The 26,505-nt window shown below is 32.1% G+C and carries 25 protein-coding genes and 2 pseudogenes; 4 read left to right on the forward strand and 23 right to left on the reverse strand.

Going from position 1 to position 26,505, the window contains the following annotated elements:
- Positions 1-96: 96 nt before the first annotated feature.
- Positions 97-1,527, forward strand: a complete 1,431-nt coding sequence (locus HZR23_RS02410; RefSeq protein ID WP_132847964.1) for a spore germination protein — start codon at positions 97-99, stop codon at positions 1,525-1,527.
- On the forward strand, positions 1,528-2,640 hold the full coding sequence (locus HZR23_RS02415; protein WP_132847965.1) for a Ger(x)C family spore germination protein: 1,113 nt from the start codon (positions 1,528-1,530) through the stop codon (positions 2,638-2,640).
- Between the two features lie 43 nt (positions 2,641-2,683).
- Here the strand turns inward: HZR23_RS02415 and HZR23_RS02420 are convergent, their stop codons facing one another.
- From HZR23_RS02420 to HZR23_RS02465, 9 genes and pseudogenes are all read right to left on the reverse strand, one after another.
- On the reverse strand, positions 2,684-3,025 hold the full coding sequence (locus HZR23_RS02420; RefSeq protein WP_132847966.1) for a cupin domain-containing protein: 342 nt from the start codon (positions 3,023-3,025) through the stop codon (positions 2,684-2,686).
- A 26-nt stretch (positions 3,026-3,051) separates the two neighbouring features.
- The gene (locus tag HZR23_RS02425; RefSeq protein WP_132847967.1) at positions 3,052-3,456 is read right to left on the reverse strand and encodes a hemerythrin domain-containing protein; all 405 of its coding nucleotides are present in this window, start codon (positions 3,454-3,456) and stop codon (positions 3,052-3,054) included.
- Positions 3,457-3,571: 115 nt separating this feature from the next.
- Positions 3,572-3,781, reverse strand: a complete 210-nt coding sequence (locus HZR23_RS02430) for a hypothetical protein (RefSeq protein ID WP_213050207.1) — start codon at positions 3,779-3,781, stop codon at positions 3,572-3,574.
- A gap of 4 nt (positions 3,782-3,785) precedes the next feature.
- Positions 3,786-5,050, reverse strand: a pseudogene (locus HZR23_RS18170) (IS91 family transposase).
- A gap of 86 nt (positions 5,051-5,136) precedes the next feature.
- Positions 5,137-5,322 carry a small, acid-soluble spore protein, alpha/beta type gene (locus tag HZR23_RS02445; protein WP_165913791.1) on the reverse strand — a complete coding sequence of 62 codons (186 nt, stop codon included), beginning with the start codon at positions 5,320-5,322 and terminating at the stop codon, positions 5,137-5,139.
- Positions 5,323-5,349: 27 nt separating this feature from the next.
- On the reverse strand, positions 5,350-6,810 hold the full coding sequence (locus HZR23_RS02450; RefSeq protein ID WP_132849793.1) for a protein adenylyltransferase SelO: 1,461 nt from the start codon (positions 6,808-6,810) through the stop codon (positions 5,350-5,352).
- Between the two features lie 375 nt (positions 6,811-7,185).
- A complete protein-coding gene (locus HZR23_RS02455) occupies positions 7,186-7,416 on the reverse strand; it encodes a hypothetical protein (protein WP_132849794.1) in 231 nt (76 codons plus the stop codon).
- A gap of 306 nt (positions 7,417-7,722) precedes the next feature.
- A pseudogene (locus HZR23_RS02460) lies at positions 7,723-8,580 on the reverse strand (IS1380 family transposase); the annotation flags it as partial.
- 258 nt (positions 8,581-8,838) lie between these two features.
- On the reverse strand, positions 8,839-9,465 hold the full coding sequence (locus HZR23_RS02465) for a GNAT family N-acetyltransferase (protein ID WP_132849796.1): 627 nt from the start codon (positions 9,463-9,465) through the stop codon (positions 8,839-8,841).
- A gap of 204 nt (positions 9,466-9,669) precedes the next feature.
- On the opposite strand from HZR23_RS02465, the gene HZR23_RS02470 reads away from it, so the two are divergent.
- Positions 9,670-11,043, forward strand: coding sequence for a L,D-transpeptidase family protein (locus HZR23_RS02470; protein ID WP_132849797.1), 1,374 nt, complete (start codon positions 9,670-9,672; stop codon positions 11,041-11,043).
- 63 nt (positions 11,044-11,106) lie between these two features.
- Here HZR23_RS02470 and HZR23_RS02475 read toward each other — a convergent pair whose 3' ends face one another.
- The 14 genes from HZR23_RS02475 to HZR23_RS02540 all read right to left on the reverse strand — a co-directional run bounded on the left by HZR23_RS02475 (position 11,107) and on the right by HZR23_RS02540 (position 24,126).
- On the reverse strand, positions 11,107-11,487 hold the full coding sequence (locus tag HZR23_RS02475; RefSeq protein ID WP_165913792.1) for a CYTH domain-containing protein: 381 nt from the start codon (positions 11,485-11,487) through the stop codon (positions 11,107-11,109).
- Between the two features lie 415 nt (positions 11,488-11,902).
- A complete protein-coding gene (katG, locus tag HZR23_RS02480; protein ID WP_132849798.1) occupies positions 11,903-14,092 on the reverse strand; it encodes a catalase/peroxidase HPI in 2,190 nt (729 codons plus the stop codon).
- 27 nt (positions 14,093-14,119) lie between these two features.
- A complete protein-coding gene (locus HZR23_RS02485) occupies positions 14,120-14,311 on the reverse strand; it encodes a hypothetical protein (protein ID WP_132849799.1) in 192 nt (63 codons plus the stop codon).
- A 9-nt stretch (positions 14,312-14,320) separates the two neighbouring features.
- Positions 14,321-14,653, reverse strand: coding sequence for a hypothetical protein (locus HZR23_RS02490; protein WP_132849800.1), 333 nt, complete (start codon positions 14,651-14,653; stop codon positions 14,321-14,323).
- A 183-nt stretch (positions 14,654-14,836) separates the two neighbouring features.
- Positions 14,837-15,445, reverse strand: coding sequence for a hypothetical protein (locus HZR23_RS02495; RefSeq protein WP_213050354.1), 609 nt, complete (start codon positions 15,443-15,445; stop codon positions 14,837-14,839).
- On the reverse strand, positions 15,384-15,911 hold the full coding sequence (locus tag HZR23_RS02500; protein WP_213050309.1) for a hypothetical protein: 528 nt from the start codon (positions 15,909-15,911) through the stop codon (positions 15,384-15,386). Before HZR23_RS02500 ends, HZR23_RS02495 begins: the two co-directional genes overlap by 62 nt.
- A 56-nt stretch (positions 15,912-15,967) precedes the next feature.
- Complete coding sequence (locus HZR23_RS02505; RefSeq protein ID WP_213050310.1) at positions 15,968-17,053, reverse strand: poly(R)-hydroxyalkanoic acid synthase subunit PhaE; 1,086 nt, start codon at positions 17,051-17,053, stop codon at positions 15,968-15,970.
- 168 nt (positions 17,054-17,221) lie between these two features.
- On the reverse strand, positions 17,222-17,716 hold the full coding sequence (locus tag HZR23_RS02510) for a transposase (protein WP_249536676.1): 495 nt from the start codon (positions 17,714-17,716) through the stop codon (positions 17,222-17,224).
- 199 nt (positions 17,717-17,915) lie between these two features.
- Positions 17,916-18,752 carry a hypothetical protein gene (locus tag HZR23_RS02515; protein WP_213050311.1) on the reverse strand — a complete coding sequence of 279 codons (837 nt, stop codon included), beginning with the start codon at positions 18,750-18,752 and terminating at the stop codon, positions 17,916-17,918.
- A 246-nt stretch (positions 18,753-18,998) separates the two neighbouring features.
- Positions 18,999-19,640 (reverse strand): hypothetical protein, encoded by a 642-nt coding sequence (locus HZR23_RS02520; RefSeq protein WP_132849327.1) that lies wholly within the window; start codon positions 19,638-19,640, stop codon positions 18,999-19,001.
- Positions 19,641-19,737: 97 nt separating this feature from the next.
- Positions 19,738-20,871, reverse strand: coding sequence for a YkvI family membrane protein (locus HZR23_RS02525; protein ID WP_132849326.1), 1,134 nt, complete (start codon positions 20,869-20,871; stop codon positions 19,738-19,740).
- 22 nt (positions 20,872-20,893) lie between these two features.
- Positions 20,894-22,282: an FAD-binding oxidoreductase gene (locus HZR23_RS02530; RefSeq protein ID WP_132849325.1), complete on the reverse strand. Its 1,389-nt coding sequence runs from the start codon at positions 22,280-22,282 to the stop codon at positions 20,894-20,896.
- A 44-nt stretch (positions 22,283-22,326) separates the two neighbouring features.
- Positions 22,327-23,319 carry an electron transfer flavoprotein subunit alpha/FixB family protein gene (locus HZR23_RS02535; protein WP_132849324.1) on the reverse strand — a complete coding sequence of 331 codons (993 nt, stop codon included), beginning with the start codon at positions 23,317-23,319 and terminating at the stop codon, positions 22,327-22,329.
- A gap of 15 nt (positions 23,320-23,334) precedes the next feature.
- On the reverse strand, positions 23,335-24,126 hold the full coding sequence (locus HZR23_RS02540) for an electron transfer flavoprotein subunit beta/FixA family protein (protein ID WP_132849323.1): 792 nt from the start codon (positions 24,124-24,126) through the stop codon (positions 23,335-23,337).
- Between the two features lie 265 nt (positions 24,127-24,391).
- Here HZR23_RS02540 and HZR23_RS02545 point away from each other — a divergent pair, with 265 nt between their 5' ends.
- A complete protein-coding gene (locus HZR23_RS02545; protein ID WP_132849322.1) occupies positions 24,392-26,503 on the forward strand; it encodes an ATP-dependent helicase in 2,112 nt (703 codons plus the stop codon).
- Positions 26,504-26,505 lie beyond the last annotated feature (2 nt).

Raw genomic sequence — 26,505 nt, forward strand, 5'->3', positions numbered from 1 at the left:
ACTAACCCCCTTACTGTTAAAATCATATATTTCATTATTTGCCATAAAAATGCATATTATTCTTTCTACGTAAAACAATATACATGGGGTGATTGTATGAGTCGAAAACATATTTTAGTAAATCAGTATGAAAATAATATAAATACAATTAAGGAAAAACTTAAAAATGCGTATGATGTGAAATATAGGGAAATTACTACCTCTAAAGGATTTGTCTGTGCAATTTTTATAGATAATATGGTTGACCATGCTTTTTTAAGTGATAATATTCTTGCTCCACTTTTAGATTCTGAAACTCTGCCTGAAAATATTGAACAACTAAAAAAAGAAGTTATTGAATCCAATGTTACGGATACGGTACAAACTATAGACGAAGCAATTCTTAATATTCTTTCAGGTAATGTAATTCTTTTCTTTAGCTTTTGCGAAGGAATACTTTACTGTGAAGTTAAAGGAATGAATCGTAGAGCAATTGAACAACCTATAACAGAAACGACAATCAAAGGACCTAGGGAAGGATTTGTAGAGGATTTAGCTATAAATATTTCTTTAATTAGAAGGAGAATTATGAATCCAGGTTTAAAAATAGAAGATTTTCGTTTAGGTGGGCACTCTCAAATAGGGGTTGCTCTGATTTATCTTGAGCAGCATGCCCCAGAAAAGCTTGTAACCTTTATAAGAACTAAAATTAAAATGATGCAAAATAGACACTTCGTCTTTGCAATAAACAATATTGAAGAGGAACTAAGAAGTAAAAATACCTTTTTTAATACAATTGGATATAGTGAGCGTCCGGATATAATAGCATCAAATCTATCTGAGGGTAGAGTTTGTGTTATGGTCAATGGTACACCCTTTGTTTTAATTGCCCCATATTTTTTTATAGATCACTTTATGTCTCCGGATGACTATTATAACAATATGTTCATTGGTAGCTTCGATAGAATTTTAAGATGGTTAGCATTTTCTATAGCAATGATTCTACCAGCACTATATTTAGCCCTAACTACATATCATTTCAAGCTAATACCAACGGTACTTGTGTTTAGGGTAGCTGTATTAAGGTCTGGTGTACCATTCAATACAGTTATAGAAATATTTATTATGTATTTTTTCTTCCTTATTTTACGGGAGGCAGGGATTAGACTTCCATCCCCAATCGGACAAGCAATAAGTATATTCGGAGCACTTATATTAGGTGATGCCGCTATTGGCGCTGGCCTAACGTCACAAATAACCGTATTAGTTGTTGCATTATCATCTATTTGTACATTTTTAATTCCGACTTTATTTAATGCTACGGTTGTATGGACTAGCGTTCTTTTATTATTTACTGCCTTATCAGGGCTTCCTGGCTTTTATATTGCCTTTATAATGTTTATATCTCATATAGCTGGTCTAACTACTTGTGGTTACCCATTTTTATATCCCCTAGGCACACTCACAACCTTTAAATTCAGAGATATATTTTACAGAAAAAAACTCAAGGACATTTCAAATAATATTCTTCATGGAGATGAAAAATAGATGTTAAAAGTACGTTTAACTATATTACTAATTATTGTAACAATAATTTTAACAGGTTGTTTTAATTACAGGGACTTAAATAGAGCAATTTTTGTTACAATGCTCGTTATAGATATAGATGATCAGGATAATATAGTAGTATATGCTGAAGCCTTCCATTCCTATAGAAGTAATAAAAACAATACGGAGCAAGGCCAAAGGCTTGTTTTTCATGCAACTGGTCCCTCATTATTTGGTACGATACGTAAGCTAAATGTTGCCTCTAGATACAAAATAGATTATAGCCAGTGTAAGATGTACGTTTTTACAGAGAAGGCAGCAAAAAATGGTATAGCTGATTTCCTTGATTTTCTTATAAGAGATCAGGAATTTTTAATAAGAGCCTTTTTAGCAGTATATTTAGGTCCACCTGAAGAATTGTTAACAGCTGAAATTAAGCAGGATGAATATATTGGAATATACTTATATGAGCTGTTCCAAGATAGTCTTCTATCTTCTATTCTTGTTAATTATAGGTTTAGCGATAATGTAAATACTAGATTAATGGGTAAACATATAGATAAAATGAATGCAATCAAAATTGAACAGGAAACTGTTGACCAATTTGTATCTGCACAAGGGGCGGCGGTATTTGAGAATGACATTATGGTAGATATGTTAACATTAGATGAGACAATTTATTGTAATTTTTTATATGATAGAATACAATCCGGTGCTATAGAAATACAACATCCGCAACACGAGGATAAAACCCTTACATTAGAAATCCGTAAAAGTAAAACAAAATCTAAAATGGATTATGATGGACGAAGAATCCTGATGAAGGTGAATATTGATACAGATGTTGTTATTGCAGATGCACAAAGTGGTTTAGACTGGAATAAGGAGACAATAGAGAAGATCGAGCATTTAGCTGCAGTTAAAATTAAGGATGGTACAGAGGCTCTATTTGCTAAATTTAAAGAAAAGGGTATAGATCTTCTAGATGTTAAACATGATGTAGATATAAGGTATCCAAAGTCAAATGTTGAAAATCCAATTATGATAACAAATCTGACTTCAGAAGTTAAAGTACATATTAAGGGCAGTACATATATTAGAGGATCTAGATAGAAAAAACGGACGCTATAAGCATCCGTTTTTCTCTTTTGACCCTTTATTCTAAACTAAATACTACAGTTAATAGCATTTTAAATTGCTCTACTGCAAGCAGGGCATGTGGTACTCCCGCTGGCATTACTACTGTTTCTCCTTTTGTTAGTACTAGTTTTTCCTCACCTATAGTTATCTCTGCTGTCCCATCTAAAATAACTACCATTGCATCCCCGGATGCCGTATGCGAGCTTATTTCCTCGTCCTTATCAAAGGCGAATACAGTTAAGCTTAATGGTCTTCCCTGGGCTAATGTTCTACTTATCACTTTACCCTCTTGATAATCCACCAATGAAGCTAATTCATACTTTTTTGATAAATCAATATTCTTAATTAATTTCTTCATACTTAACACTCCTCATATAATTTTATTTATTCAGAACATAATTGATATAGCTCATTGTCCTCTTTAATAATTCTCTTTCTTAAGAGAGAAAAAACTTTTTCTGATTCTTTTTCAAAATCCTTAATACCTAGAGCTAGCTTACTAGGTGTATTGAATTTTGTTTTAAATGAATTATACTCATTTACTAAGTTACCCATTTCATCCATGTATTTAAAGGCAATTTCTCGATATTTCGTACTATTTAATAGTTCTGGATATAAATGTTTATCCTCTATACTAAGATGAACCTTTAGTTTTCCTGAAAGGGAATTTATTAGCTTTACAATATTCTCATTTTGATTATTACTTTTATCTTTTATACTACTTTCTATTTCATTTATTAAATCCATTATTTCTGTATGCTGTCTTTTTAATAGCTCCGACTGTTTCATTATTATGCCCCCTTTATTCTTTAAGTTAATTGTAAAGAAAAAAAGGATATATTTCCGTGATTACAGTCACAAAACACCATATTTCTATAAAAAAATCCCCTGACGGGGACTGTGTTTAAAAAGGAATACACTCATCATCTTCTTCTAGGTATGAGTGTTTTTCTTCTTTTTGTTCACCAAAATAATAAAAATCCTCATTACAATTAGGGCATACCATAATCGGCATACCTTTTCTATTTTTATTTTGTTCTTCGTCGTACTCTTCGTCACAGTAGGTATCCAAATCTGCAAACTCATCCACAATATCTGCGGGAGCCCACTCCAAATACTTACACTTCAAACAATGATATTTGTACAACTTTTCTTTGTAATGGCGCTCTACTAATGGGCTCATATAATATTTCCTCCATATCCCTAGATTCTCTTATATCATATATCACCCCATAGTCTTTATGCCATATTCTCCATAAAATTTTTTCAGTGGTACATTTTACACATAAAAGTGGATTTCTTCCGAAATTCTCTATAATCCTCTCTTTCCAGGTCTTTTTCTTTTCAAAACTTTTTCTCTTATCCCTAAGCAATTTTTCTATAGACTTTTCCTTCATAAAATTATATAGATGCACTATATCCTTGGATATCTTATTTCTTCTCCTTGAATACAGTCCATATCTTCTTACTGTCTTGAATCCTTTAGGTACTATATGTTGTGTTATTTTTCCTATAAATTCTAACACATCCATAGTTATCTTTACTTTTTTTCCATCGTTATGATCTTCATACCAAAACGTAACCTTTTCTCCATCATATTCCTCTATTCTATATTCTGCTATAGCTGCTCTAGCAAGATATCTTCCTATGTACTTTACTGCTTGTCTTGTATCATTCAGTTTTCTCTTTGCATTAACATAAAACCCATTTGGATATCTTTTATACATCTCACTTATTAGCTGCCTGGTTTCATAACTATTAAAATATTTCTTAATTATTTCTAGTAGCACCTTCTGCCATGCTTTCTTCAAAAATGGATATGGTATATATTCAACACTCTTCCACCAATTATTATTTCTATCTATTGCTCCCTCTGTTACTAATGCATGTATATGTGGTTCCATTTCAAATCTCTTCCAAAGGTGTGCACTACGGCTATTATACCTACTTCATAATCACATTTCCTATTATTTTTATACCAATATGAAATTACGTTGTATACTGCATCCTGCAATTCTTTTAATAATTCTCTCCTTGCATAAAAGAAGTTTCTCAGTTCCTTAGGCATTGTAAATACACTATGTCTATGCCCTACCCTTAACATGTTCTGTTCTTTGCTTTTCACCCATTTTAGTGTATATACTCTTCCGCATTTATTGCAAAACTTGCTTTTACATGTAAATGGTACTTTCGTTACACTAAAACAATCCTCACATATATATTCGGCATATCCATTTTTAACATCGCTACAATTTATAGCCTTATTTACTAGATCATCTATATGTTCTCTCATAACCTTAGGAACTCTAGACCAGTATGTGTTTTTAAAGTCCTCATATCTATCTACCAATATCTCTTTAACTGTTATCTTTTTTCTATTCATATCTCAATCATACCATATGTTATCCACAGATTTTTAATTTTATAATTTCCTATAGAAGAAAAAAATGGCCAATTGGCCATCTTAATCTAGTTATTTTTCTCTGCTAAATCCTTTTCTGCCATTTCTACTAATCTTCGAGTCATTGTGCCGCCCAGACTTCCACCAATAAAACCATTTTTTCTAGAAGGTAAATCTGCCATATCCTTTGAAATCTCATAATTTGAGTTTTTAACTCTTTCTTTTACTTCATCTGGAATAAAACTATTGTTCAAAGTCATCACCTCTGTTTCTTTTTTTTATCAAGTACCACAGAAAGTCCTATAGTCACAACTATTTTCTGTAGGTAAACTTGTATATTCCTCCTGCTCAGTTGTATATGCAAAGGGGTTCGACAAAACACTTAATAGCCTTTTCATTACATCATAATTACCATTCGATGCAGCCTCTAAAGCAGCTTCTACCCTATGGTTTCTAGGAATAACTGAAGGATTACTATTTCTCATTAACTCATATACTTTTTCTTTAGACTCCTGCTGTCTATCTAATCTAGACTGCCATAGTTCATTCCACTCTTTAAATCCACTACTTTCAAAAATTTCAGCGCCTTCAAGTTCTTGTAATGTTAAGGCTCTAAAAGTGTTTGTAAAATCAGCCTTATACTTATGCATTAAGCTAAAAAGATTTTCAATTAGAGGTTCATCCTGACCTTCTTCATTAATTATTCCTAGCTTATTTCTCATTCCTCTCATCCAATGACCGTGATATATTTCTGTAAAGTTAGAAACTGCTTCTTGAGCCATTTCAATTCCTTTATCCCGATCCTCATGTAATATTGGTAATAGAGCGTCCGCTAATCTAGCAAGATTCCATCCAGCTACATAGGGTTGGTTTACATAAGCATAACGTCCAAATCTATCAATGGAGCTGAATACCGTTTTAGGGTCGTAAATATCCATAAATGCACATGGTCCATAATCAATGGTTTCACCACTTATTGTCATATTATCAGTATTCATTACACCATGAATAAATCCAACTAGCTGCCATTTAGCAATTAACTTTGCCTGACGATTTATAACTTCTTTTAATAAATATAAGTACGGATTACTCTGTGATTTGTACTCTGGAAAATGTCTTTCTAATGTATAGTCTGCCAAAGCTTTAAGATTATCAGCAGCAAATTCAGCAGCAAATTGAAATGTTCCAACTCTTATATGACTACTGGCCACTCTCGTTAAAATTGCTCCTAGTTGTTTAGTTTGTCTATATAAGGTTTCTCCAGTAGTCACTACAGCTAAACTTCTTGTTGTTGGTATGCCTAAGCTATGCATGGCTTCACTAATAATATATTCTCTTAACATTGGACCAATTGCAGCACGTCCGTCCCCAGCCCGAGAGTATGGAGTTTCACCGGGCCCTTTAAGCTGAATGTCGAATCGTTCCCCCTTTGGAGTAATTTGTTCACCTAAAAGTATTGCTCTACCGTCACCTAACATAGTAAAACCACCATACTGATGACCAGCATAGGCCTGGGCTATTGGAGTTGTATCTTCAATTACATGATTTCCGCCTAGTACATTTATACCTTCTTTTTTTTCCAGAAACTCTGGATTTAATCCTAAGGACAAGGCTAGAGGAATATTAAGAATAACAAGTTCAGGGGATTTTACTGGCGTAGGATTTACTTTTGAATAAAACTGTTTTGGTAAACTAGTATAACTATCGTCTAAATTCCACCCACTATGATTTTTATTTATCATATATTCCTTTTCTCCTTTAAATTTTTTATTTAATTAATATCCATAAAAATACAATATACTCAAATTTAAATTAATATACTTAACTTTATTATCTGCTCAAGCAACTTAACTATACAGTATACATAATGAATGAGAATATTTCATATATTTACAAATTTTTATAAAAAAAAGACTATTGTAGTCAATTATTAATCAAATTGGCACAATAGTTTTTTAAAACTATTTTGTTACTTTAATTATTCAGAAATAATATTTATTTTATTAGCTACACTCTCTATTATATTATTAACGTCTTCATGACCTAGATATATTACTCCATTACGCTCTTCCCTTTTAATGCACCTACAATCTTGAATTCTTCTGTATCATAAACCATTAAGTTATCAAAATTTCCGTATATTCAAGTTTAAGAAATTCACTTTCATAAAACTTTGCTAGATTTTCAGTTAGCCCTTTAACCATAAATGAAAACCTTAACTGATAGATTCTATTAGATATACTTGGTACAAAAACAATTGATATAATATAGGCTGCAGATCCTAAGGCAAATGCTCTATTGGTTTTTCTCCTTTTTACAAGCCTTCTGATGCCATAGCTGACAACCATATTTCATGCTCACGGATATCCCAATAGTTATTTGGACGAAGTCTATACTGTATTTTTCATCTAATCACCTTTCTATAAGCTACTCCTAACATTTAAAAAGATATTGTGCAACCTAGTATCACATAGTATCATATTAATATTTAACCTGAATTATTCATGAGAAAAATTTAATACAACTTCTAATTCAAAAATGACTTGTTTGTTAATGTAAAAGGTCTCTACATTTATAAGAGACTTAAAAATGGGCAGACTTATCCCCGAATAGTCAATTATGATTTTTGAAGTTGTAAAGAACTTTATTTTTTATTACTCTAGCTTAGGGATTTTCATTATGTTATCAAATATCTCATTAAACTCCTTTTGATACGGGCAGCTACTACACAGTTTAAATGTAAGGTATCTTGCTGATTTAACGATTTTCGAAGCTATCTTAATAAGTTTTAAACGTATGGTATTTATCTGCATTTTTCTCATATGCTTAGGAAGTACCAGCCGTCTAAACAAATTAAAAAGATTGTAAGCTAATACATGTAATTGCAGTCGATTAGCGTTAACTATTTTACTCTGACTACTGGTAGAGCAGAAATCAAAACCGTTTTTACACTCTTTAATAAAATTCTCCATGTTCCCCCTGTTTGAGTAAAAAGCGAAAAGTTTTGTTGGAGATAGACTCATGTTGGTTACTATAAAGGTATGCTGATATATAAATTGATTAGCTGGTTTTTCTACTTTTACTACAACTCGTCTAGGATAATTCCAGCTAGCTGCTTTATATAAAAATTCATCATATACTACAGCATAATCAAGTTTATTTTGAGCTGTAATTTCGTCTAATAAAGTAGTAGCATATCGTGATAGTTTATAGAGATTCTGATTTGCCTTTAGACGAATTGCATATGACACCGAGCTTGTTTCACATTGTTTAAATAATTCAGGTACATCAAAACCGCTATCACCTCGTAAATACGAGCTAGCATCGGGATAATTAATTTCGTATTCATCTAGTAAAGGCTGCATAAAATCAACAACACCATTGGATGTGTATACTGTACCATCTCGCAGTTGAGCTTTTAGAAAATCTCCAGTTAAACCGTCATAACAAAGTAATGGATGATAGCCATTAGCACTATAATGGAAATTAAATCCTTTACCTTCTTGGACTCCAATGGTTTAATTTTACTATAATACTAAATTTATTAAGGTGGTGAAAGCAAGTAAATGAGGTTGTTAAAAAACTATGGAAAAATGCTTTTTTGTTAGAAACGGTGTATCCTATATGGATATTAATGCTTTAAGTTATATTTTTGAAGAAAACCCCGATGATTAGAATATAAAAATAATAAAGTAAATGCCAGTCTGTTAAGAAAATAGATTGTCATTTTTAATACTATTTATTAAAAAGTTTTTCAAAATGGAACTTAATTAATTAGTTATTTTTATAGTACCAATAACCTTTTTGTATAGTTTATCCCTGTCCATAATATTTGAATGTATTACATCAAATACAGATTTTATCGACCTTTCGATAGTTTCCCTTTGTAAATTTTTATTTTCAGACAAATACATAAGATACATTGGAAATCCACCTTCTAATGTTGGCAGTTCATATTCTAATGATAAAATTTGCGCGCCTTTTCTTTTGTAAAACTCTAGCCTTCTTTCTTGGTTAGAATCTAAGCCATTTGGTATCTCAGCTTCTATAAACATACCCTGGTATGCACTTCCAAAATATGAAATGATCTGGTCCATAATTAATGATCCTAATCCCTTAGACCTAAATCTTTTTTCTATAGCAAAAAAATCTAACCATAGTGTCCTCTCATGTTCAATTGTATATATAAACGCATATCCTATTCTTTCACTTTCACCATAATTTTTAATTAATAATAGTCTGTATTTTCCTGTTTCCATAAGTGTTTTTAAATATTCAAAGCTCTTCCTTTCATTTTCAGGAAAATCAGAACAATAGCTTTTATATAGATTATTTAGGTCTTCTATTGTACCTCGCTCAATTATAGTATCATTAGTTTTTTTATGGTCTTCGTTCATTTTATGATTATCAACTCCTTATCACCTTTGTTTCTATTGTTATTATTCCTTGTAGTATTTTCAATATATAAATTCTTTTACTAATGAATAATTAATCCTACTATTTTCCTATTTTACATATTAGAAGTAATAAGTAAAGGTGTTTCTAAAATATTGTCGAATTATACAAGCTTAAATTATTTGCAGAATGGAGCGACATAATTAATGAGTAGTGTGACAGAAAATGAATTAACACGTTTTAGAAAGTATAGAAATCTCAAGAAAAAAATGCGTAATAAATTATGTATCCTTCTACTTATAACTGCATTGTCTCTTCTAAGTTTTATATTTATCTTTACTAAAGATACTACGTTAGTATGTATAACCTCAGCTTCAACCAACTCATACCCTCAAACAGAGAACTTTACCCCTAATTTAGAGGAAGAAAGTCTAGTTAATACACATAGTGAGCAAGCTGAAAATATTAAGGAATATAGTAATAGTAATGCTGTTAATACAACAGCATTTAACAACTCAGTACCTGTTGTTACCACTAAAATAGAGTCCAAGGTAGAACAGATAGAGGAAAAACTTATTGATGAGGAAAGAATAGGCATTTCAACAATTGATGTTTTAAATAAACAAATTATTGTTTATCACCAATTAACTCCGGGAGATACAATATTTAGTCTATCTAAAAAACATTATAACTCCGCGAAGTTTGTTAATAAATTAGAAGTTGATAATAACATTAAAAACTCTAGTGTAGATTTAAAGGCAGGAAGTACACTAAATATATTAAATCCTAAAATTTTAGATGTGTACACAGTTAAAACTGGAGATACGATTTTTAGTATAACTAAGCATTACTTTAGCCGAGCATTGTACACTAATTTCATACAGAGTACAAATGGGATAAACAATCCAAATACAGACATAAAAGCGGGAATGAAATTAAAATTGCCCTTGATTAACAATACTTTAGAGTATATTGTTCAGCCTGGAGAAACTCTATATAGTATCATTTCAAAACACTTTGAACTCTCAAGTTTTCAGGAATATATTGTAAAACATAATAATATAACTGCCCCAGATCTATTAAAATCTGGGACTGTGTTAGAGATTCCAAACCCCTTTTTTGTTGAAGATACTATTATAAAAAAAAGACCAATTAAAATAAATACAATCACAGCAAATACTCTTAATCAACAAAAAGAATCGTATATTGTTGAAATAAGTATCTCTAATAATTCTCTATCTATTTTAAGTGATAATAAAATAGTTCGTACTTTTAAAGTCGCCACTGGTAAAAATAATTCAACACCAACTGGCACCTTTAAAATAGTAAACAAAATACAGAATCCATGGTATTCTCCAAAGGGCATACCCGGTGGTTCACCTGAAAATCCCCTAGGTACAAGGTGGTTAGGTTTAGATGTTGCGGATTCCAATGGAACCATTTACGGTATACATGGAACAAACGAGCCTTACTCAATAGGAAAATATGTAAGCCAAGGATGTATCAGAATGCACAATAAAGATGTAGAATGGTTATTTACAAACCTTCCAATCGGAACTGTAGTAGCTATAAAAAAATAGCATTTTTTATAGAAATAAATCCATCATAAAAACACAAATACTAACTAGTAAGCTTCAGATACTTTAATCTATAATAAAAAATTCTTTACGGTTAAAGTCTTCTATATCAGTTATCTCTTTTCCAAACCAACTAGGTTTCTGAAAATTTCTCGATTCCTCAAGGTTTTTGAAATTTACACAAATAACCATTAAACTCTTTTCACACTGGTAAATATCAACTTCATAGGTATAAGGTTCACATAGAGCTTTATACCTATATCTTACTATTGAATTTTTTAAAATTTCATCAAAAATACCGTCATACTCATTAGTATCATGATATTTCTTTAAGACTACTCTATTATTAAGTGGTCTGTAAATTATAGTAAACTCAGAAAATTCCGTACAACATAACAGTCTATATATTAAAAATTTTCTTTTTATAATAGCCGCTCGCCCCTTCAATTTATATTGTTTAAGAGTATTTGATATTATAGATCTCCATTATTTACTCTATCTTTAGCTATATTAGTATCTCACCCAAAATATTATTGATTGAGCACCACTGGTTTTACCCACTTAATTTATATGAATATTCCACATAATAAATTAAACCTATCAAACCTATTCTCTCCTTAGTTTCTTATCTAATTTACTGATATTTAGTTCAAAATATTACTCAATACTTGCTATTTTTCAAAATTTTGAGAGCTTGGATTAGATTAGTAAACTTAATTTGTCTAGCTCTTTTTAAGCTTTCTCTATTGCTCTTATACGTTTTTTACTTAAATTTTAAAACAAGGGCTAATAAAATAGCGCCTTCTCAAACTATTATTAGTTAGAGAAGGCATAAAAGTCTTGCCACTAAAAACTTATGCTTTTACTTTATATCAAAGCGATCAGCGTTCATTACCTTATTCCATGCTCCTATGAAATCTTTAATAAATTTTTCATGGGCATCATCACTGGCATAGACTTCCGAGAAAGCCCTAAGCTGTGAATGTGAACCGAAAATCAAATCTATACGTGTTGCGATCCATTTATGTTTTCCAGTTGAACGTTCGACTCCTTCAAAAACATATTGATCATCATCGGCTGGCCTCCACATAGTATTCATATCAAGTAAATTCACAAAGAAATCATTTGTTAAAACCTCAGGACGGTCAGTAAGCACACCAAAAGGTAAACCCTTATAATTCGCATTAAGCACTCTCATACCACCAATTAAGGCTGTCACTTCAGGTGCCGTCAGCCCTAGAAGCTGAGCCTTATCAATTAATAACTCTTCTGGTTTTATAGAGTATTTGTTTTTTTGATAATTTCTAAAACCATCGGCTACGGGTTCCAATAATGAGAAGGATTGAATTTCAGTTTGCTCCTGAGTTGCATCTGTTCTACCAGGTGTAAATGGTACTTTCACATCAACACCTGCAGTTTTAGAAGCCTTTTCAATTGCCACACAGCCACCAAGAACTATCAAGTCTGCTACTGAGACTCTTTTTGAACCACTTTGTTTTTCGTTGAATTGTAATTGTACATCAGTTAGGGCAGTCAGTACTTTGTTCAATTCTTCTGGTTGATTAACCTCCCAATCTCTTTGCGGAGCAAGACAAATACGTGCTCCATTTGCCCCCCCACGGTAATCAGAACCACGGAAGGTCGATGCCGAAGCCCAAGCAGTGGTCACTAATTGTGAAACCCTAAGTCCCGTTCTAAGAATAGCTTCCTTCAACTCTTCAATATCATCATCATTTATAATTTCAAAATCCACCGCTGGAATAGGATCTTGCCAAATTAAATCTTCTTCAGGTACTTCTGGCCCAAGATAGCGGGATTTAGGTCCCATATCTCTATGTGTTAACTTAAACCAAGCTCGTGCAAAAGCATCTCTGAAAGTCTCTGGACTTTCGTGGAACCTTTTCGCAATTGGTTTGTATATTGGATCCATACGAAGGGCCAAATCAGCTGTTGTCATAATAGGGGGTTGTATTTCTGATGCATTATGGGCTTTAGGAATATTATGGGTTTCAGGGTCTGCTGGTACCCATTGCCAAGCACCTGCTGGACTTTTAACTAAGTTCCAATCATGTTCAAACAATGTGTTCAAATACCCCATATCCCATTTTGTCGGTGTAGAATTCCAAGGTCCTTCTATACCGCTTGTGATTGTATCATCACCTTTTCCTGTACCATAACTATTCTTCCATCCAAGCCCCATTGCTTCAATATTTGCTGCTTCAGGTTCAGGACCTATATGGGTTGGACTTGCTGCACCATGACACTTTCCAAATGTATGCCCTCCAGCTACCAATGCCACTGTCTCCTCATCATTCATCCCCATGCGAGCGAAGGTATCACGTACATCCTTACCTGATGCCACTGCATCTGGAACACCGTCTGGTCCTTCAGGATTTACATAAATAAGACCCATTTGAACAGCAGCCAGCGGATTATCTAGTTCACGCTCTCCACTGTATCTCTTTTCCCCAAGCCATTCTTTTTCTTCGCCCCAGTATATATCTTCCTCTGGTTCCCAAACATCTTTACGTCCGCCTCCAAACCCAAAGGTTTTAAAGCCCATTGATTCTAATGCACAATTTCCGGCTAGAATCATCAAATCTGCCCAAGAAATGCGCTTACCATATTTTTTTTTGATTGGCCATAAGAGTCTACGGGCTTTATCAAGATTAGCATTATCTGGCCAACTATTAAGTGGTGCAAAGCGTTGAGTACCTGTTCCAGCTCCTCCACGTCCATCTCCTGATCTATATGTACCTGCACTATGCCATGCCATACGAATAAAAAGCGGGCCATAATGCCCATAATCCGCAGGCCACCATTCCTGTGAATCTGTCATCAGGTCAAAAATATCCTTTTTCAAAGCATCGTAATCTAGTTTTTTAAACTCCTCAGCGTAATTAAAACCTTCACCCATTGGATCAACCTTGCTAGAGTGTTGCTGCAATACCTTTAAATTTAACTGATTTGGCCACCAATCTCGATTAGTTGTACCCCCTTTCCTTTCTTTGCTCTTTGTACCTGTAACTGGACATTTTACTTCTGAACTCATAACATTCTCCTTTCCAAATTAAAATTTTTATTCATTTCCCGATTGCAATATATTTATGCGCTTTAAAACAGATTTCGAAAGATTTACGGCTACTATACCTAGTCCTGCACTAAGCAGGCCTACAACTAATATCCACCAATTTGGTAAAATATCAGCTCTACTATTAGTAAACAATCTAGTTATCGCTAAAGCACATACACCCATATACCCAGAAAACATTACACTTCCCTAAAATACCTTTATTTCATTGCTCTTTATACCAATTATTGAAAACTGTGCAAGAAAAGCGGTTAATAATATAGCTCCTCCCATAAATAAACTTATCATAGTCATGGTTATTGCAAAAACAACTCCAAACTTGAGTAGTATTAATTTTGATTTAGCTTTTAATTGGATAACATAGGTCACCATAGATAAGTACGGAGACAAAAGTATATACTTAACACCAGGCATCGGAATTATAGAACTAGCTACAAAAATAGCTATTCCACCACCAATTATTGTAGCTACACCAACTGCAATAATTGCCATTTCTTTGATTTTCCTATGATCTTCATCCAAATGCACCACATCCCTATATCATTCATAAGATAATTCATTTTTTGTATATACCCAAATTATTCAATGTATAACTTATAGAATACTTATTTAATTACCCCTTCTATGATAGTAAATTGATAAAGAATACCCAAACAAAAAAGCACCTATCTTTATTAATAGATGCCTTGTAATATAAATTCTTTTCTAGTTCTTACTTCTATCTAATAGCCATTTTGCTACTTTCGGGGCAATCTCCTTTTGTGAACGGGAGCTTGCTACTATTCCAGCATGACCTACTGGATATGTTACTAATTCTTTATCTTTACTTCCTACTGCATCATTTAATGGTTTTGATGCAGCTGGTACAATTAAATTATCTTTATCTCCTACTACATTTAATAGGGGCATTGTTACATTTTTAAGGTCTACTTTTTTGCCTCCTAATGTAAATTCCCCTTTTATTAATTTGTTATCCTGCCATAGATCCTTCATATATTTTCTATAGGCTTCTCCTGCTTGACCTGGACTATCAAATAACCATTTTTCCATACCTAAAAAGTCTGATAAGAAGTTTTTATCGTCTAATCCATCTATTAATCCTATATACTTATCTACTAGTAGGCTATATGGCTTTAAGGATACAAAACATGAATTTAAAAATGTTCCTGGTACTATTCCGTATGCATCCACAAGCCCATCTACATTCATATCCTTTGCCCATTTAAATAGTAGTCCGTCATCTGTACTAAAATCAAAGGGCGCTGCTATTGTTACTAGGTTTTTTATTTTCTCTGGGTATAGGGCTGAGTAAATTGTACAGAAGGTTACCCTGGCATTTGGATATTATGTTTATTTTATCTAGGTTGTGTGTCTTTCTTATATAGTCTATTGCATTTCCTAGATATCCCTCTATATAGTCCTCCATAGTTATGTATCTATCCTCTGCTGTCGGATATCCCCAATCTACTATATATAGGTCTAGACCTTCATCTAGCAGCTTCTTTATAAAGCTTTTGTCTCTTTGTATATCCATTATATAGGATCTATTCATTAGGGCGTAAACTACTAATGTTGGTATTTTGGTTTTAGGTTTTGTTGTTGAAATATAGCGGTATAGCTTCATTTTATCTTCTTGATACACTAGTTCCTTCGGTGTCTTATCATGGTCCTCATACTCTATATTCATTAAAACATCTATTCCATCTATTAACTTTTGTTGTTTTTGTAATACCTTTGACATTGCCTCAGCATAGATGTCTGTGTTAGAAGCTTGATTCAAAATTCTCCACCTCTTTTAATTTGTTGTTATAGTCTTTTTTATCTATTTTTTTCTAATTACTTTTTACTTTTTTCTTTTTCGCTATTTACTTCTTTTAATGCTTTAAATTCATCTAACTCTTTTCTTAGGCTTTTTATTTCTTTTTTCATTTCGTATACTGTTTTATATAAACTGTCCATCTCTGATTTTTTTGCTATTGGCATAAATGTTAAGTACTCTTCCCATAACTTATCTACTTCTATTTTAAAACTTGTCATTGCATCTAATGTATGGCCTACTAACTTACTAAAGTCATCTGAAAAAAATAATCTATCAAAGGCATTATTTATTTCTTTAGTCCAATATTTATAAAACTCTTCAAAGGATTTTGGTTGCATTCCTTCTTTATACATTGCTGCATAATCATTTAATGTCTTTTTCATTGTTTCTTGACCTAATTTATATATATTTGCTAAGTATTCATTTAAATGTACATTAAATCTAATGTATTTATCTAGACTATCAAATTGTTTTTCTAATAGCTCTCTGTTTATTCCCATCATTGGTGTGTTTAGGAATTTACTAAAGGAGTTATCATAGTTTTCTTTCCATAGCTTTAAGTATTCTAAGTATGCTGAAGGATCGTTTAATAGTCCTCTAAAAAATGCATCACTTAATTCTTTTTCATTTCCTATCCATGGTTCCCAGAACTTATTTGTTGCTGATCTATATGATTCCATTACTGACATGGATTGCTCTAGTACTTTTTTCATTGGCTCTGGTAACAGTGGTATATAGTGTTTATTCATGTATTCTGAATATTGCTCTCTCCACTCTTCAAAAGCTACCTTCATAGCTTCTGCTGTTGGCTCAAATGTATCTTCTTTTAGCTTCTGCCAGATTTTAAATACACTATAGTACGCATCTGTGCTTTCATTCATTTTCTTTAATACTTGGTATGGATCACCCATATAGTTGCTATTTAGTTTATTAGTTAGTTCCATTATATCCTTTAAAAAACTTAAAGGTTTATTATTTATGTCTTTACTAGCTTCCAATACCTCTTCACTAATTGGATTAAACATTTTTTGCCACACTTCAAACATATTTTTTTGTGCCTCCATCGACTGACTGAACATATTAATACCTGTACTTGTTTTCATACCTTTTCCTCCCGGTTATTTGTATTTTTTTATTGTTTTTAAACTTCTCACAGTTCTTATCTTCTGTTAATTATCTCTTATGTAAGTATAAAATAGCAGTATTAACTCCCTTTTAAATCCATGTAATGTTTATGTAAAATTTTGTATATATAGTTAAATTTTCATGAGTTATGCAGTTGACTCCATATACTGGGAATTTTGCACAGTAAACCAACCTAACAATAAATTCTTCGGCCAAAATTTATCAATAAGTCTTGCAAATTGCCTAACTTCTGTGTCAAAATGTACTTGTATAGTTTGAAAGCATTGCTGTGCTTTTATAACGATACGGTATGTGGCGTTGAAAAAGTTTCGGACCATTTCGCCGTGGGTGAAGCCTTCTTCAGCGCCTTTATTATTGAGTTCCCATCTTGCATAGACAAGTAAAGTTTCTGCTGTAAAAATGAGCTCAATATGGGCGTAATGATGACTTTCCGACGTTGAGTGGCAAGAATTCAACCCCAGTTCTTGTTTTGCAGTTCTAAAAAAAACCTCAATGCTCCAACGCTTAATATATGCATCTAAAGCTTCTTCAGGATTATCGACCCTATTACTAATCAAAAGGTAAGCCCCACGATATGTAGCTGCAACCTCTTTGTTTTTCTCAAATTCATCCTTCATCATTTCAGTATCTTCTTTGAGTCTTGTAGCTACAACTGCTGCAATAGGCGTATAACGATACTTAGTTACTACTTTACCCTGCTTTCCAACTAAACGGTAGGGTAACTTGATATAAATATTAGGTATGGATATAGCACTTACTTTATCTTTAGACCACTAATAAGAAGTTTGAAAAAAACTTCTTTAATAAGCATTGAAGGCTTTACAGGGATAAAGCGTTCTCGGCCTGTAATATTCTCAATTTCTTTTCGATAAAGTGCTGTATTACGTTTTGCCTTAGTAACCCAATCATATTGATGATCTGTGAGCCAATTAAAAAGTCTTTGCATAAAAACCGGCGGTCCATGGCAACCCATAGTACCCCTGTGTAAATCCGGCGAATATCCATTAGCATTTCTTTTGAAAGATCTATTTTTGTCTGTTTTTCATCGCTATTTTCTACCTTACGCCAAATACGCCAAAACAATGGATATTTAAGTCCGTTCTTTAATACAACAGTTGTAGCAACTATATTCATACACCAGATATTTATTTTAATGGAGCTATCATATAACCAACAAAGGAAAGGGATTTTCTTTCCATGGGCATGAGCCACCTTTGTATCATCAAGTACAATAACATCTCCTTCAGTAAATGCAGTTTCTTCTTCTTGTTGTAGTCTTTGTACTCTTTTAAAACTAAATAAACCCCAATTATAATCAGTTGTAAAAAAGCGGCTAAAGGTATATTGAGCCATTTTAAGATTCCGAAACATCTGTTGTAATAAGCTATCCTTAGTAGCATAATCAGAAATACGTGAGACAGAATTTTTATTAGCAATAAGTCCTACCACATAAGCAAAAGCAATAAGCCAAGTGGGTACACCATTACGTTTTACAATACCCGATTGCGTAAGCAGAAGTGAAAAATCAAATTTATCCCAAATTGCTTTTAAAACTGGCGTTCCGCCCCCATTTCCTTGTTGTAAATTTCTATATTTCGGTTTCCCAAGAGTCATATTTATCACCCATTCATCAAGAGTAATGGCTATTAATACCATTCACTTTGATTATTGGGGCGGGTTTAAAAAGTCAAGTCTTTTTTGCTATTTCAAGACATATAAAACAAAAATATTTTTTAGTATATTATAATATACGATACATCAGTCTTATTTACATTTATTTACACGAACTGCATAACTCATGAAATTTTATTACATACTTGTCCAATGTGCAAACTAATTAAATAAATATTAATAAAAAAGAAATAAAAAAAGCTCCTTAAAATAAGCGATTACAGATTTACTCTATAAAGTTATATAGTTTAATATCGCAATTCCATCGCTACTTAATAAATAAAACTTTTTAATTATCCAGATTAAAACAAGGATAATAGATGCAATTACACATGTTCTTTTTATTACTTTATTAATTCTATTATCATTACCTTCAGTTTTTTTATCATATGTTTTTTGATCAATCATTACATTTTTAAACCCTGATAAATTAGAATAACTTCTAAGGTATATAATTTCATCATCACATTCTATTTTACTAAACTCCATTTTAATCCAAAAATTTACTGCTTTATCACAAGCCCTTAATATAATATATTGAAAGCCGTATTTATAGCAAAACTCTTTAAACCATGTAACACAAAATGTACCCAGTCCTTTTCTTTTAAGGTAGTCAGGTAGTATTAGAAATAACAACTCTATTCCTCTATAATTATTGCAAAATCTAAAAGAAAATTGTACCCACTCATCTAATTGGGGATCATATGTCGATAAAACCGTTTCTGGGCCATCACATATAATATTGAGACATATGTTAGAATTTTCCCAAAATAATAATTGAAAGCTACGTATATCGTTAAGCATATTTTGACTATCTCTTGTGAAATCAACTTTTTTACTATTTTCACAATTATAAATATAGAAACAGGTCATAGCTATACCACCTTACTTAAGTTGATATTAAATACTTATGACCTGTTACATTTTTTTATGATTTAATATTAAATACCTATACTAAATACTACATCTCCTAATTAGTAGAAGGAACTTCTTGAACATTTCTTTTTCTTGTAATGCCCTTATAAATTATTGGAATTACAACTACTGGCAATGCTATATATGATATATAACTATATCCCTTTGCAATTAGTGGTATTAAACCAAATAATGCTATCCCCCATGTTATTAGTACATAAATAGAAGAGGCGATAATGTCTTTTTTCCTATTATCCTCCTTTACTCCATCTTTAGTATATACACTTAATATTCTCTTAGTACCCCCGTAAATTAAATTCACACCTGTTGAAATTACACCTAGAAAAATTAAAAGTGAAACAAGCATTTCTCCAATACTACCACCTATACCATTATTTAAAACATAAATAACTGGTACTGCTTCGGTCAAAATAGTTGGGTAATGACTTAATATTACAGCCGAGGCTAAGGTAATAATAACTGCATTTAGTAAAAATCCTGTTATGGCTGCTTTTTTAATATCACTTTTATTTTTCAATACATCTGCTACTGCAATATATGTCCCTACTACTGCTGCTTGTAAACTGGTATATTTAATAGCTTCCCATAATGCTGGTAAAAATCCATAAGGGGCCGGAGGAGCACTAAGTACATCCTTTAAATTTGGAAGTACGACAAAAAAGTTTGTTCCATAAATGATTAAAAGTCCTAGTATTATAACAATCGCAACCCAAGATGCAACGGATCTAATGACGTCCGCCCCGAATATTGTAAGGACTAACATAATAATAGCAATAATAGCGGTATTTACAATATATGGTGTCCCAAGGACTTTAGTCATTGTAGCCCCACCAGTAGCAAATGCTACAGCAGTAGCAGTAACTAGTGTTAGATTAAAAACTAGTTCATATAAATTTGAAAAAATTTTCTCGTGGGGCCTATAGAAAGAGTCACACCAACTTTTATATTGGAACTTTTTATGTTCTACACTATATTCCCATGCATAATAAAATACGATTGCATTTAGAAGAATTGCAATAACTGGAGTAAACAATGCATACCAACCATATCTCACAAAAAACTGAATTAATTGTCGCCCTGAGGCAAACCCACCTCCAAAATGTGTTGTAAACCATACGAACGCGACTGCAAAAAATGCTGGTATCCCCGATACTTCACCTTTTTTCATAAATCCCCCACCCTTTTATTAATTATTCTATATTTACAACAGTACCAGGATTTAAAATACCATTAGGGTCAAAGGCCTTCTTTATAGCTTTAATTAGCTCTATCTCCTTATGGCTTAGCTGTAAAGCTAGATTTGGTACTCTTGTTTTACCTATTCCGTGCTCTGCAGTTATTGTACCCCCATACTTAACGGCAGTTTTATACATTTCTTCTTTTAATTCTTCATAATATGGCGGAATTTCTCCATTTTCTCTCATAATAAAATTATGAATATTTCCGTCACCAGCATGACCAACTGAAGGAGTTTTAGCCCCATATCTATCAGCTAATCTAAATATTTCTCTCATAAAATCTGGTATTGAACCTATAGGAACTGCCATATCTAACCCATCAACAGCATTATGCTTAACAGCTGTATAAACATTACTTCTTACTGCTAAAATCGTATTTTGCTCCCTTGCAGACTCAGCTATAGATGTATATACTGCATTGTTACTGTCGCATATTTCTACTATCTCCTCACTTTTTTCATATAAGGTATCCTCTTTATCTTCAGAAAGAATAATAATTACATCAACAGATCCATCCACTGCAGGCCATTTTGCGCCTATATGCTCCGCTGATTCTAATGCTACATCCCGTTCCATATACTCTATTGCCAAGGGAATGATACCCCGTTGAAGAATTTGCGGTACTACTGCAATTGCATCCTCTCTGTTATTAAATGATACTAATAATGTTCCACTATACTTTGGCTCTGGATATAGCTTTAATATAACTTTTGTAACTATACCTAATATACCTTCACTGCCGATCATCAAATGCAGTAAGTCTAATCCAGAATTATTTTTTATAAGTTTACCGCCTAAATTTGTAATTTCTCCTGTTGGAAATACAACTTCTAGGCCTTTAATATGATTTCTCATAATCCCATGTCTAACAGCCTTAGCACCCCCAGCATTTTGTACTACCATTCCACCTATATGTGCTCCCTCATCTCCCGGGTGTACAGGAAAAAATAGATTATCGTATTCCTTTAATTTCTCTAGAAGAGCTGCTAATGTCACCCCAGCATCACATGTCACCATTAAATTTAGCTCATCAACCTCAATAGTTTTGTTTAACCTTTCATCGGAGAGTATAATACTACTTTTTGTAGGTATTGCAGCTCCACAAAGCCCTGTACCACCACCTCTAGGTACAATTGGTATCTTTACTTCATTTGCATACTTTAGTATTTCTGATACTTCTTTTGTATTACCTGGTTTTACAACTATTGAATCCTCCGCAGCCCTTGGCCGTATTAACTCTTCAGTTTGGTCATATAAATATCCCTTTGTCTGCTCCAGATTATCTAACACCCAATCCTCACCAATTAGTTTCCTTAAAGTTCCAACTACACCTGCATTCATTGTATATCCCCCCATAAATACCTTTAATAATATCTCTTATACTTTTAAGCTTCACATACTCGACTACTTAATTTTTTAATTAGCTTTGGTAAAATTTCATAAATATCTCCTACAATCCCAACATTAGCAATATTAAATATAGGTGCTGAAGGATCAGTATTAATAGCAACTATATTTAAGGACTCCTTCATTCCTGCTATGTGCTGTGGAGCCCCAGAAATTCCACAGGCTATATATAATTTGGGTTTAACTCGATTGCCACTATAGCCTACTTGCTGGCTACTTGATATATATCCTTCTTCAACAACAGTCCTACTAGCCCCAACTACACCCCCTAATAATCGTGCTAACTCTTCTAACATGTTAAACCCTTCTGTTGTATTTACTCCTCTTCCCCCAGCCACTACAACTTCAGCTTCAGTAATATCAGTAGTATCACTTTTTATTTCTTTAATAACTTTAATAAGATTATTTTTATAGTCAACAGATTCTATTTTTGTTACCTTTCCTATAGCCCCTATATTTCTCTCTGCCTCTTCAAATTCTTTATATCTAATAGTTGCCATTTGCGGATAAGTCTTGGTTTTTATATGTGCTAAAATATTATCACTAAAGGCAGGCCTTATCTGTACTAATTTACGATCACTATCTATTATCAAATCCGTACAATCTGCAGTTAATCCAGTTCCTAATCCACTAGCTATTCTAGGTGCCAAGGACCTTCCAAATGAGGTAGCACCAAATAAACATATTTCAGGTTTTAATTTTTTTATAAAAGCTACTATATTTTCTTTGTAAAGGAGCTCCTGAGGCTCGTTAAATTCATCCCCTTCTACATAAAAAACCTCCTGTGCGCCCCTGTAGATAAGCTCATCTACTTTCATGTTATTAGGTCCAAGCACTATACTATATATTGGTGCCTTTAGTTCCTTAGATAATTGGGACGCTTTGTTTAATAGCTCGTAGCTTACCTTATGTATAATCCCATCCTTCTGTTCTGCAAATACTAAAATCCCTTTATACTCGCTAATGTTCATCTTCTCACCACCAATTTAAATTCTTTCTTCTGCAATAATATGTAATATAGTTTCCAAACCAGCGTCTATGTCATCTCTATAAATCTTACCCTCCCTTTTAATCACTTCTGGCACCTCAATTTTACTTACCCATGTAGGAGAACCCTTTATACCGACCTCATCTGATGAGAAGTACTCCTTTAGATCCTCATAACTAAGCCTTATAATTTCAGCTTTACGTGAAGCCATTTTCTGTTTAAATGAAGGTAATCTAGGAGTATTTATATCTTTAGTTACAGTTATAAGCCCAGGTAATTTCATTTCTTTTAAATACTCTCCGCCCCATATTTCCGAAACTGATCTAATGACACTTTCACTAACTTCTTCTATTCGACTTACATATGTAATATAAGGTATATCTAAATAGTCTGATACTTGAGCTCCAACCTGACCTGTATCCCCATCAACAGTTTTTTCACCTGCGATAATTAGATGAAAATTCCCTAATCTCTTTATTCCTGAGGAAATCACATGAGATGTGGCTTTTGTATCTGATCCTCCAAAATATTTATCACTAATTAATACGGCTTTATCAGCACCCCTAGCTATAGCTTCCCTTAGCGCTTCCTCTGCTTTGGGTGGTCCCATAGTTAAGGCAACAACCTCTGCACCAATGATTTCCTTAATAACTAAAGCCGCTTCTAAGGCATTTAAATCAAATGGATTTATCTCCGTACCAGCCGAAGCCCTATCAACAATACCTTTTTCACTATTGAACTTTACTTTCTCCATGTCCGGAACTTGTTTGATCAAAACAACAATCCTCATCTCCATCCCCCTCAAGCTTAATTGTTAACCCAATTCATTTTAAATACTATTTTTAATAGATATTTTCAATATATTCTAAATATTCTTAAATTTCTAACATTTTATCATATTTTGGTATTTTAGTCAAAATATAGTTATAGTCACGTATTTGTATTAATCGACAAACACCTTTTATAGTGATAAATATTCAATATCAAAAACATTTAAATATTATGGTATTCTATATATAGTTAATAAAAATTAATGGTATAAGTTAGGTGATTAAATGAATGATTTTAATAGCTTTAAAACTAAATATGGTTTGAAATTAAATGCACAACAAGAACAAGTAGTAAATCATATTAATGGCCCTGCTGTTGTATTAGCCGTTGCTGGAGCAGGAAAAACTACGAGTATTGTGTCTCGAATTGGTAATTTAATTTTTAACTATGGAATAGCTCCTGAGACTATCCTAACAATGACTTTTTCCAAAGCTTCAGCTAAGGATATGAAAAATAGATTTAATGAACTCTTTGGAAATGATATAGGATCCAATAATGTTGAGTTTTCAACTATACACTCCTTTACATACAGAATCCTGTACATATATTCTAAAAGAACCGGTCGAAGTTTCTCTCTAATAGAGGACGAAAAAGATAAGAATAAAGAGAATGATACTCTAAATAAATATAGGATTCTTAGGCAAATAGCCTTTAAATATCTAAATGAATATATTACTGAAGATCAATTAGAAGAGTTAATAAATAATATCGGTTACGTTAAAAATATGATGATTAAAGAAACTGATTTTATAAATCATGATATTACCTTTACATCTTTTAAAGAAATATATTTGGAATATGAACAATTTAAAAGCCAAAACAATTTGATTGATTATGACGATATGCTAACTATATCCTATGAAATATTGTTAAATAATCCGAAGTTATTAGATTATCTTAGAAATAAGTATAGCTATATACAAGTTGATGAAGCTCAAGATACTAGCCCTATTCAATTCGAAATAATCAAGCTACTAGCCTACCCTAAAAACAACATAGTTTTTGTAGGTGATGATGATCAATCAATTTACAGGTTTAGAGGAACAAAACCTGAGATAATGTTAAACTTCCCTAAACAATTTAATAATACTAAATCATATTTTATGGAGCAAAATTTCAGAAGTACAGAAAATATTATAAACCTTGCTAACTCTTTTATTAAACAAAATGAAAAACGATACAAAAAAACTATTTTTACAGAAAAAAGTGAATTAGTAAATCCAGAGGTTATATATAGTGAGGATGAAGTTAAACAAATAGAGTTTATTATAGATAAATTAAAATCAACTTCGGTAAATGATTCTACCGCCATATTATTTAGAAACAATCAATCAGCTATATATTTAATGGATCAACTAAATAAAAATGGTTTCAATTTTTATATAAAGGACTTTAAAAATAAATTTTTTAAGCATTGGATAATACAAGATATATTAAATTTCATAAATGTAGCCATAGACCCCTCAGACATTAACAGTTTCTTTAATATTTACTATAAGACAAACAGCTATCTCTCTAAAGAAATTTTGACCTATGCTAAAAATAACTCATATCCACAGAAAAACATATTTAATATAATGCTTTCTTATCCTAATTTAACTGATTTGCAAAAAATTAATATTATTAAAGTAAAATCTAATTTTAATGCCCTTAAAATTTCCGACGGTGAACGATTTATTAAAATAATTGAAAACCAACTTGGCTATGAAAATTACCTTAAAAGGCATTCTAAAAATAATAGCAACTCCTTGGGGAATTTTAAAAATATATTAGGTACTTTTAAATTAATAACAGTAGATGTAGAAAATATAAGAGAAGTAAAAACTAAACTAAATGAATTAGAGCTTCTTCTTAAAAGATCAAGCTATAATAAAGATGCTAATATAACACTCTCAACAGTACATTCAGCCAAAGGATTAGAATTTGATAATGTATATGTAGTTGATATAGTAGAAGATATTTTTCCAAACTATAGTAGTATAAAAAAAGCTAAAGATGAAAAAAGCTTTGATGAGCTAGAGGAAGAAAGAAGATTAATGTACGTCGCTATAACAAGAGCCAAAGAAAAATTGTTTTTCCTCTCTTTATTATATAAAAACTCTAATATGGCTAATAAATCCCTGTTTGTAAAAGAAATCGAAGGTATATTAAATATAAATGACAGTTCAAAGCTAAAAACCATTTATGAAAATGCTAAAATAGATCATAAAAAGTTTGGGATTGGAAAAATAAAGAGTATAGATAAGCATATTGCTACTATAGTTTTTCCAACAGGCGAAAAAATTATAGATTTAGATATTTGCACACAAAATAATCTAATAAAAAGACTAAACTAGCA

The organism is Serpentinicella alkaliphila (assembly GCF_018141405.1).
Taxonomy (GTDB): Bacteria; Bacillota; Clostridia; order Peptostreptococcales; family Natronincolaceae; genus Serpentinicella; species Serpentinicella alkaliphila.

Bases quoted from the DNA above. Each gene is read 5' to 3' on its own strand.
- HZR23_RS02540 (WP_132849323.1), bottom strand. From the start codon at position 24,126: ATGAGGATTGTTGTTTTGATCAAACAAGTTCCGGACATGGAGAAAGTA.
- HZR23_RS02485 (WP_132849799.1), bottom strand. From the start codon at position 14,311: ATGTTTTCTGGGTATATGGGTGTATGTGCTTTAGCGATAACTAGATTG.
- HZR23_RS02455 (WP_132849794.1), bottom strand. From the start codon at position 7,416: ATGGTTGTCAGCTATGGCATCAGAAGGCTTGTAAAAAGGAGAAAAACC.
- HZR23_RS02530 (WP_132849325.1), bottom strand. From the start codon at position 22,282: ATGAATGCAGGTGTAGTTGGAACTTTAAGGAAACTAATTGGTGAGGAT.
- HZR23_RS02410 (WP_132847964.1), top strand. From the start codon at position 97: ATGAGTCGAAAACATATTTTAGTAAATCAGTATGAAAATAATATAAAT.
- HZR23_RS02510 (WP_249536676.1), bottom strand. From the start codon at position 17,716: ATGATGAAGGATGAATTTGAGAAAAACAAAGAGGTTGCAGCTACATAT.
- HZR23_RS02520 (WP_132849327.1), bottom strand. From the start codon at position 19,640: ATGACCTGTTTCTATATTTATAATTGTGAAAATAGTAAAAAAGTTGAT.
- HZR23_RS02425 (WP_132847967.1), bottom strand. From the start codon at position 3,456: ATGAAACAGTCGGAGCTATTAAAAAGACAGCATACAGAAATAATGGAT.
- HZR23_RS02470 (WP_132849797.1), top strand. From the start codon at position 9,670: ATGAGTAGTGTGACAGAAAATGAATTAACACGTTTTAGAAAGTATAGA.
- HZR23_RS02535 (WP_132849324.1), bottom strand. From the start codon at position 23,319: ATGAACATTAGCGAGTATAAAGGGATTTTAGTATTTGCAGAACAGAAG.
- HZR23_RS02420 (WP_132847966.1), bottom strand. From the start codon at position 3,025: ATGAAGAAATTAATTAAGAATATTGATTTATCAAAAAAGTATGAATTA.
- HZR23_RS02545 (WP_132849322.1), top strand. From the start codon at position 24,392: ATGAATGATTTTAATAGCTTTAAAACTAAATATGGTTTGAAATTAAAT.
- HZR23_RS02415 (WP_132847965.1), top strand. From the start codon at position 1,528: ATGTTAAAAGTACGTTTAACTATATTACTAATTATTGTAACAATAATT.
- HZR23_RS02465 (WP_132849796.1), bottom strand. From the start codon at position 9,465: ATGAACGAAGACCATAAAAAAACTAATGATACTATAATTGAGCGAGGT.
- HZR23_RS02505 (WP_213050310.1), bottom strand. From the start codon at position 17,053: ATGAAAACAAGTACAGGTATTAATATGTTCAGTCAGTCGATGGAGGCA.
- HZR23_RS02515 (WP_213050311.1), bottom strand. From the start codon at position 18,752: ATGGTATTAATAGCCATTACTCTTGATGAATGGGTGATAAATATGACT.
- katG (WP_132849798.1), bottom strand. From the start codon at position 14,092: ATGAGTTCAGAAGTAAAATGTCCAGTTACAGGTACAAAGAGCAAAGAA.
- HZR23_RS02525 (WP_132849326.1), bottom strand. From the start codon at position 20,871: ATGAAAAAAGGTGAAGTATCGGGGATACCAGCATTTTTTGCAGTCGCG.
- HZR23_RS02450 (WP_132849793.1), bottom strand. From the start codon at position 6,810: ATGATAAATAAAAATCATAGTGGGTGGAATTTAGACGATAGTTATACT.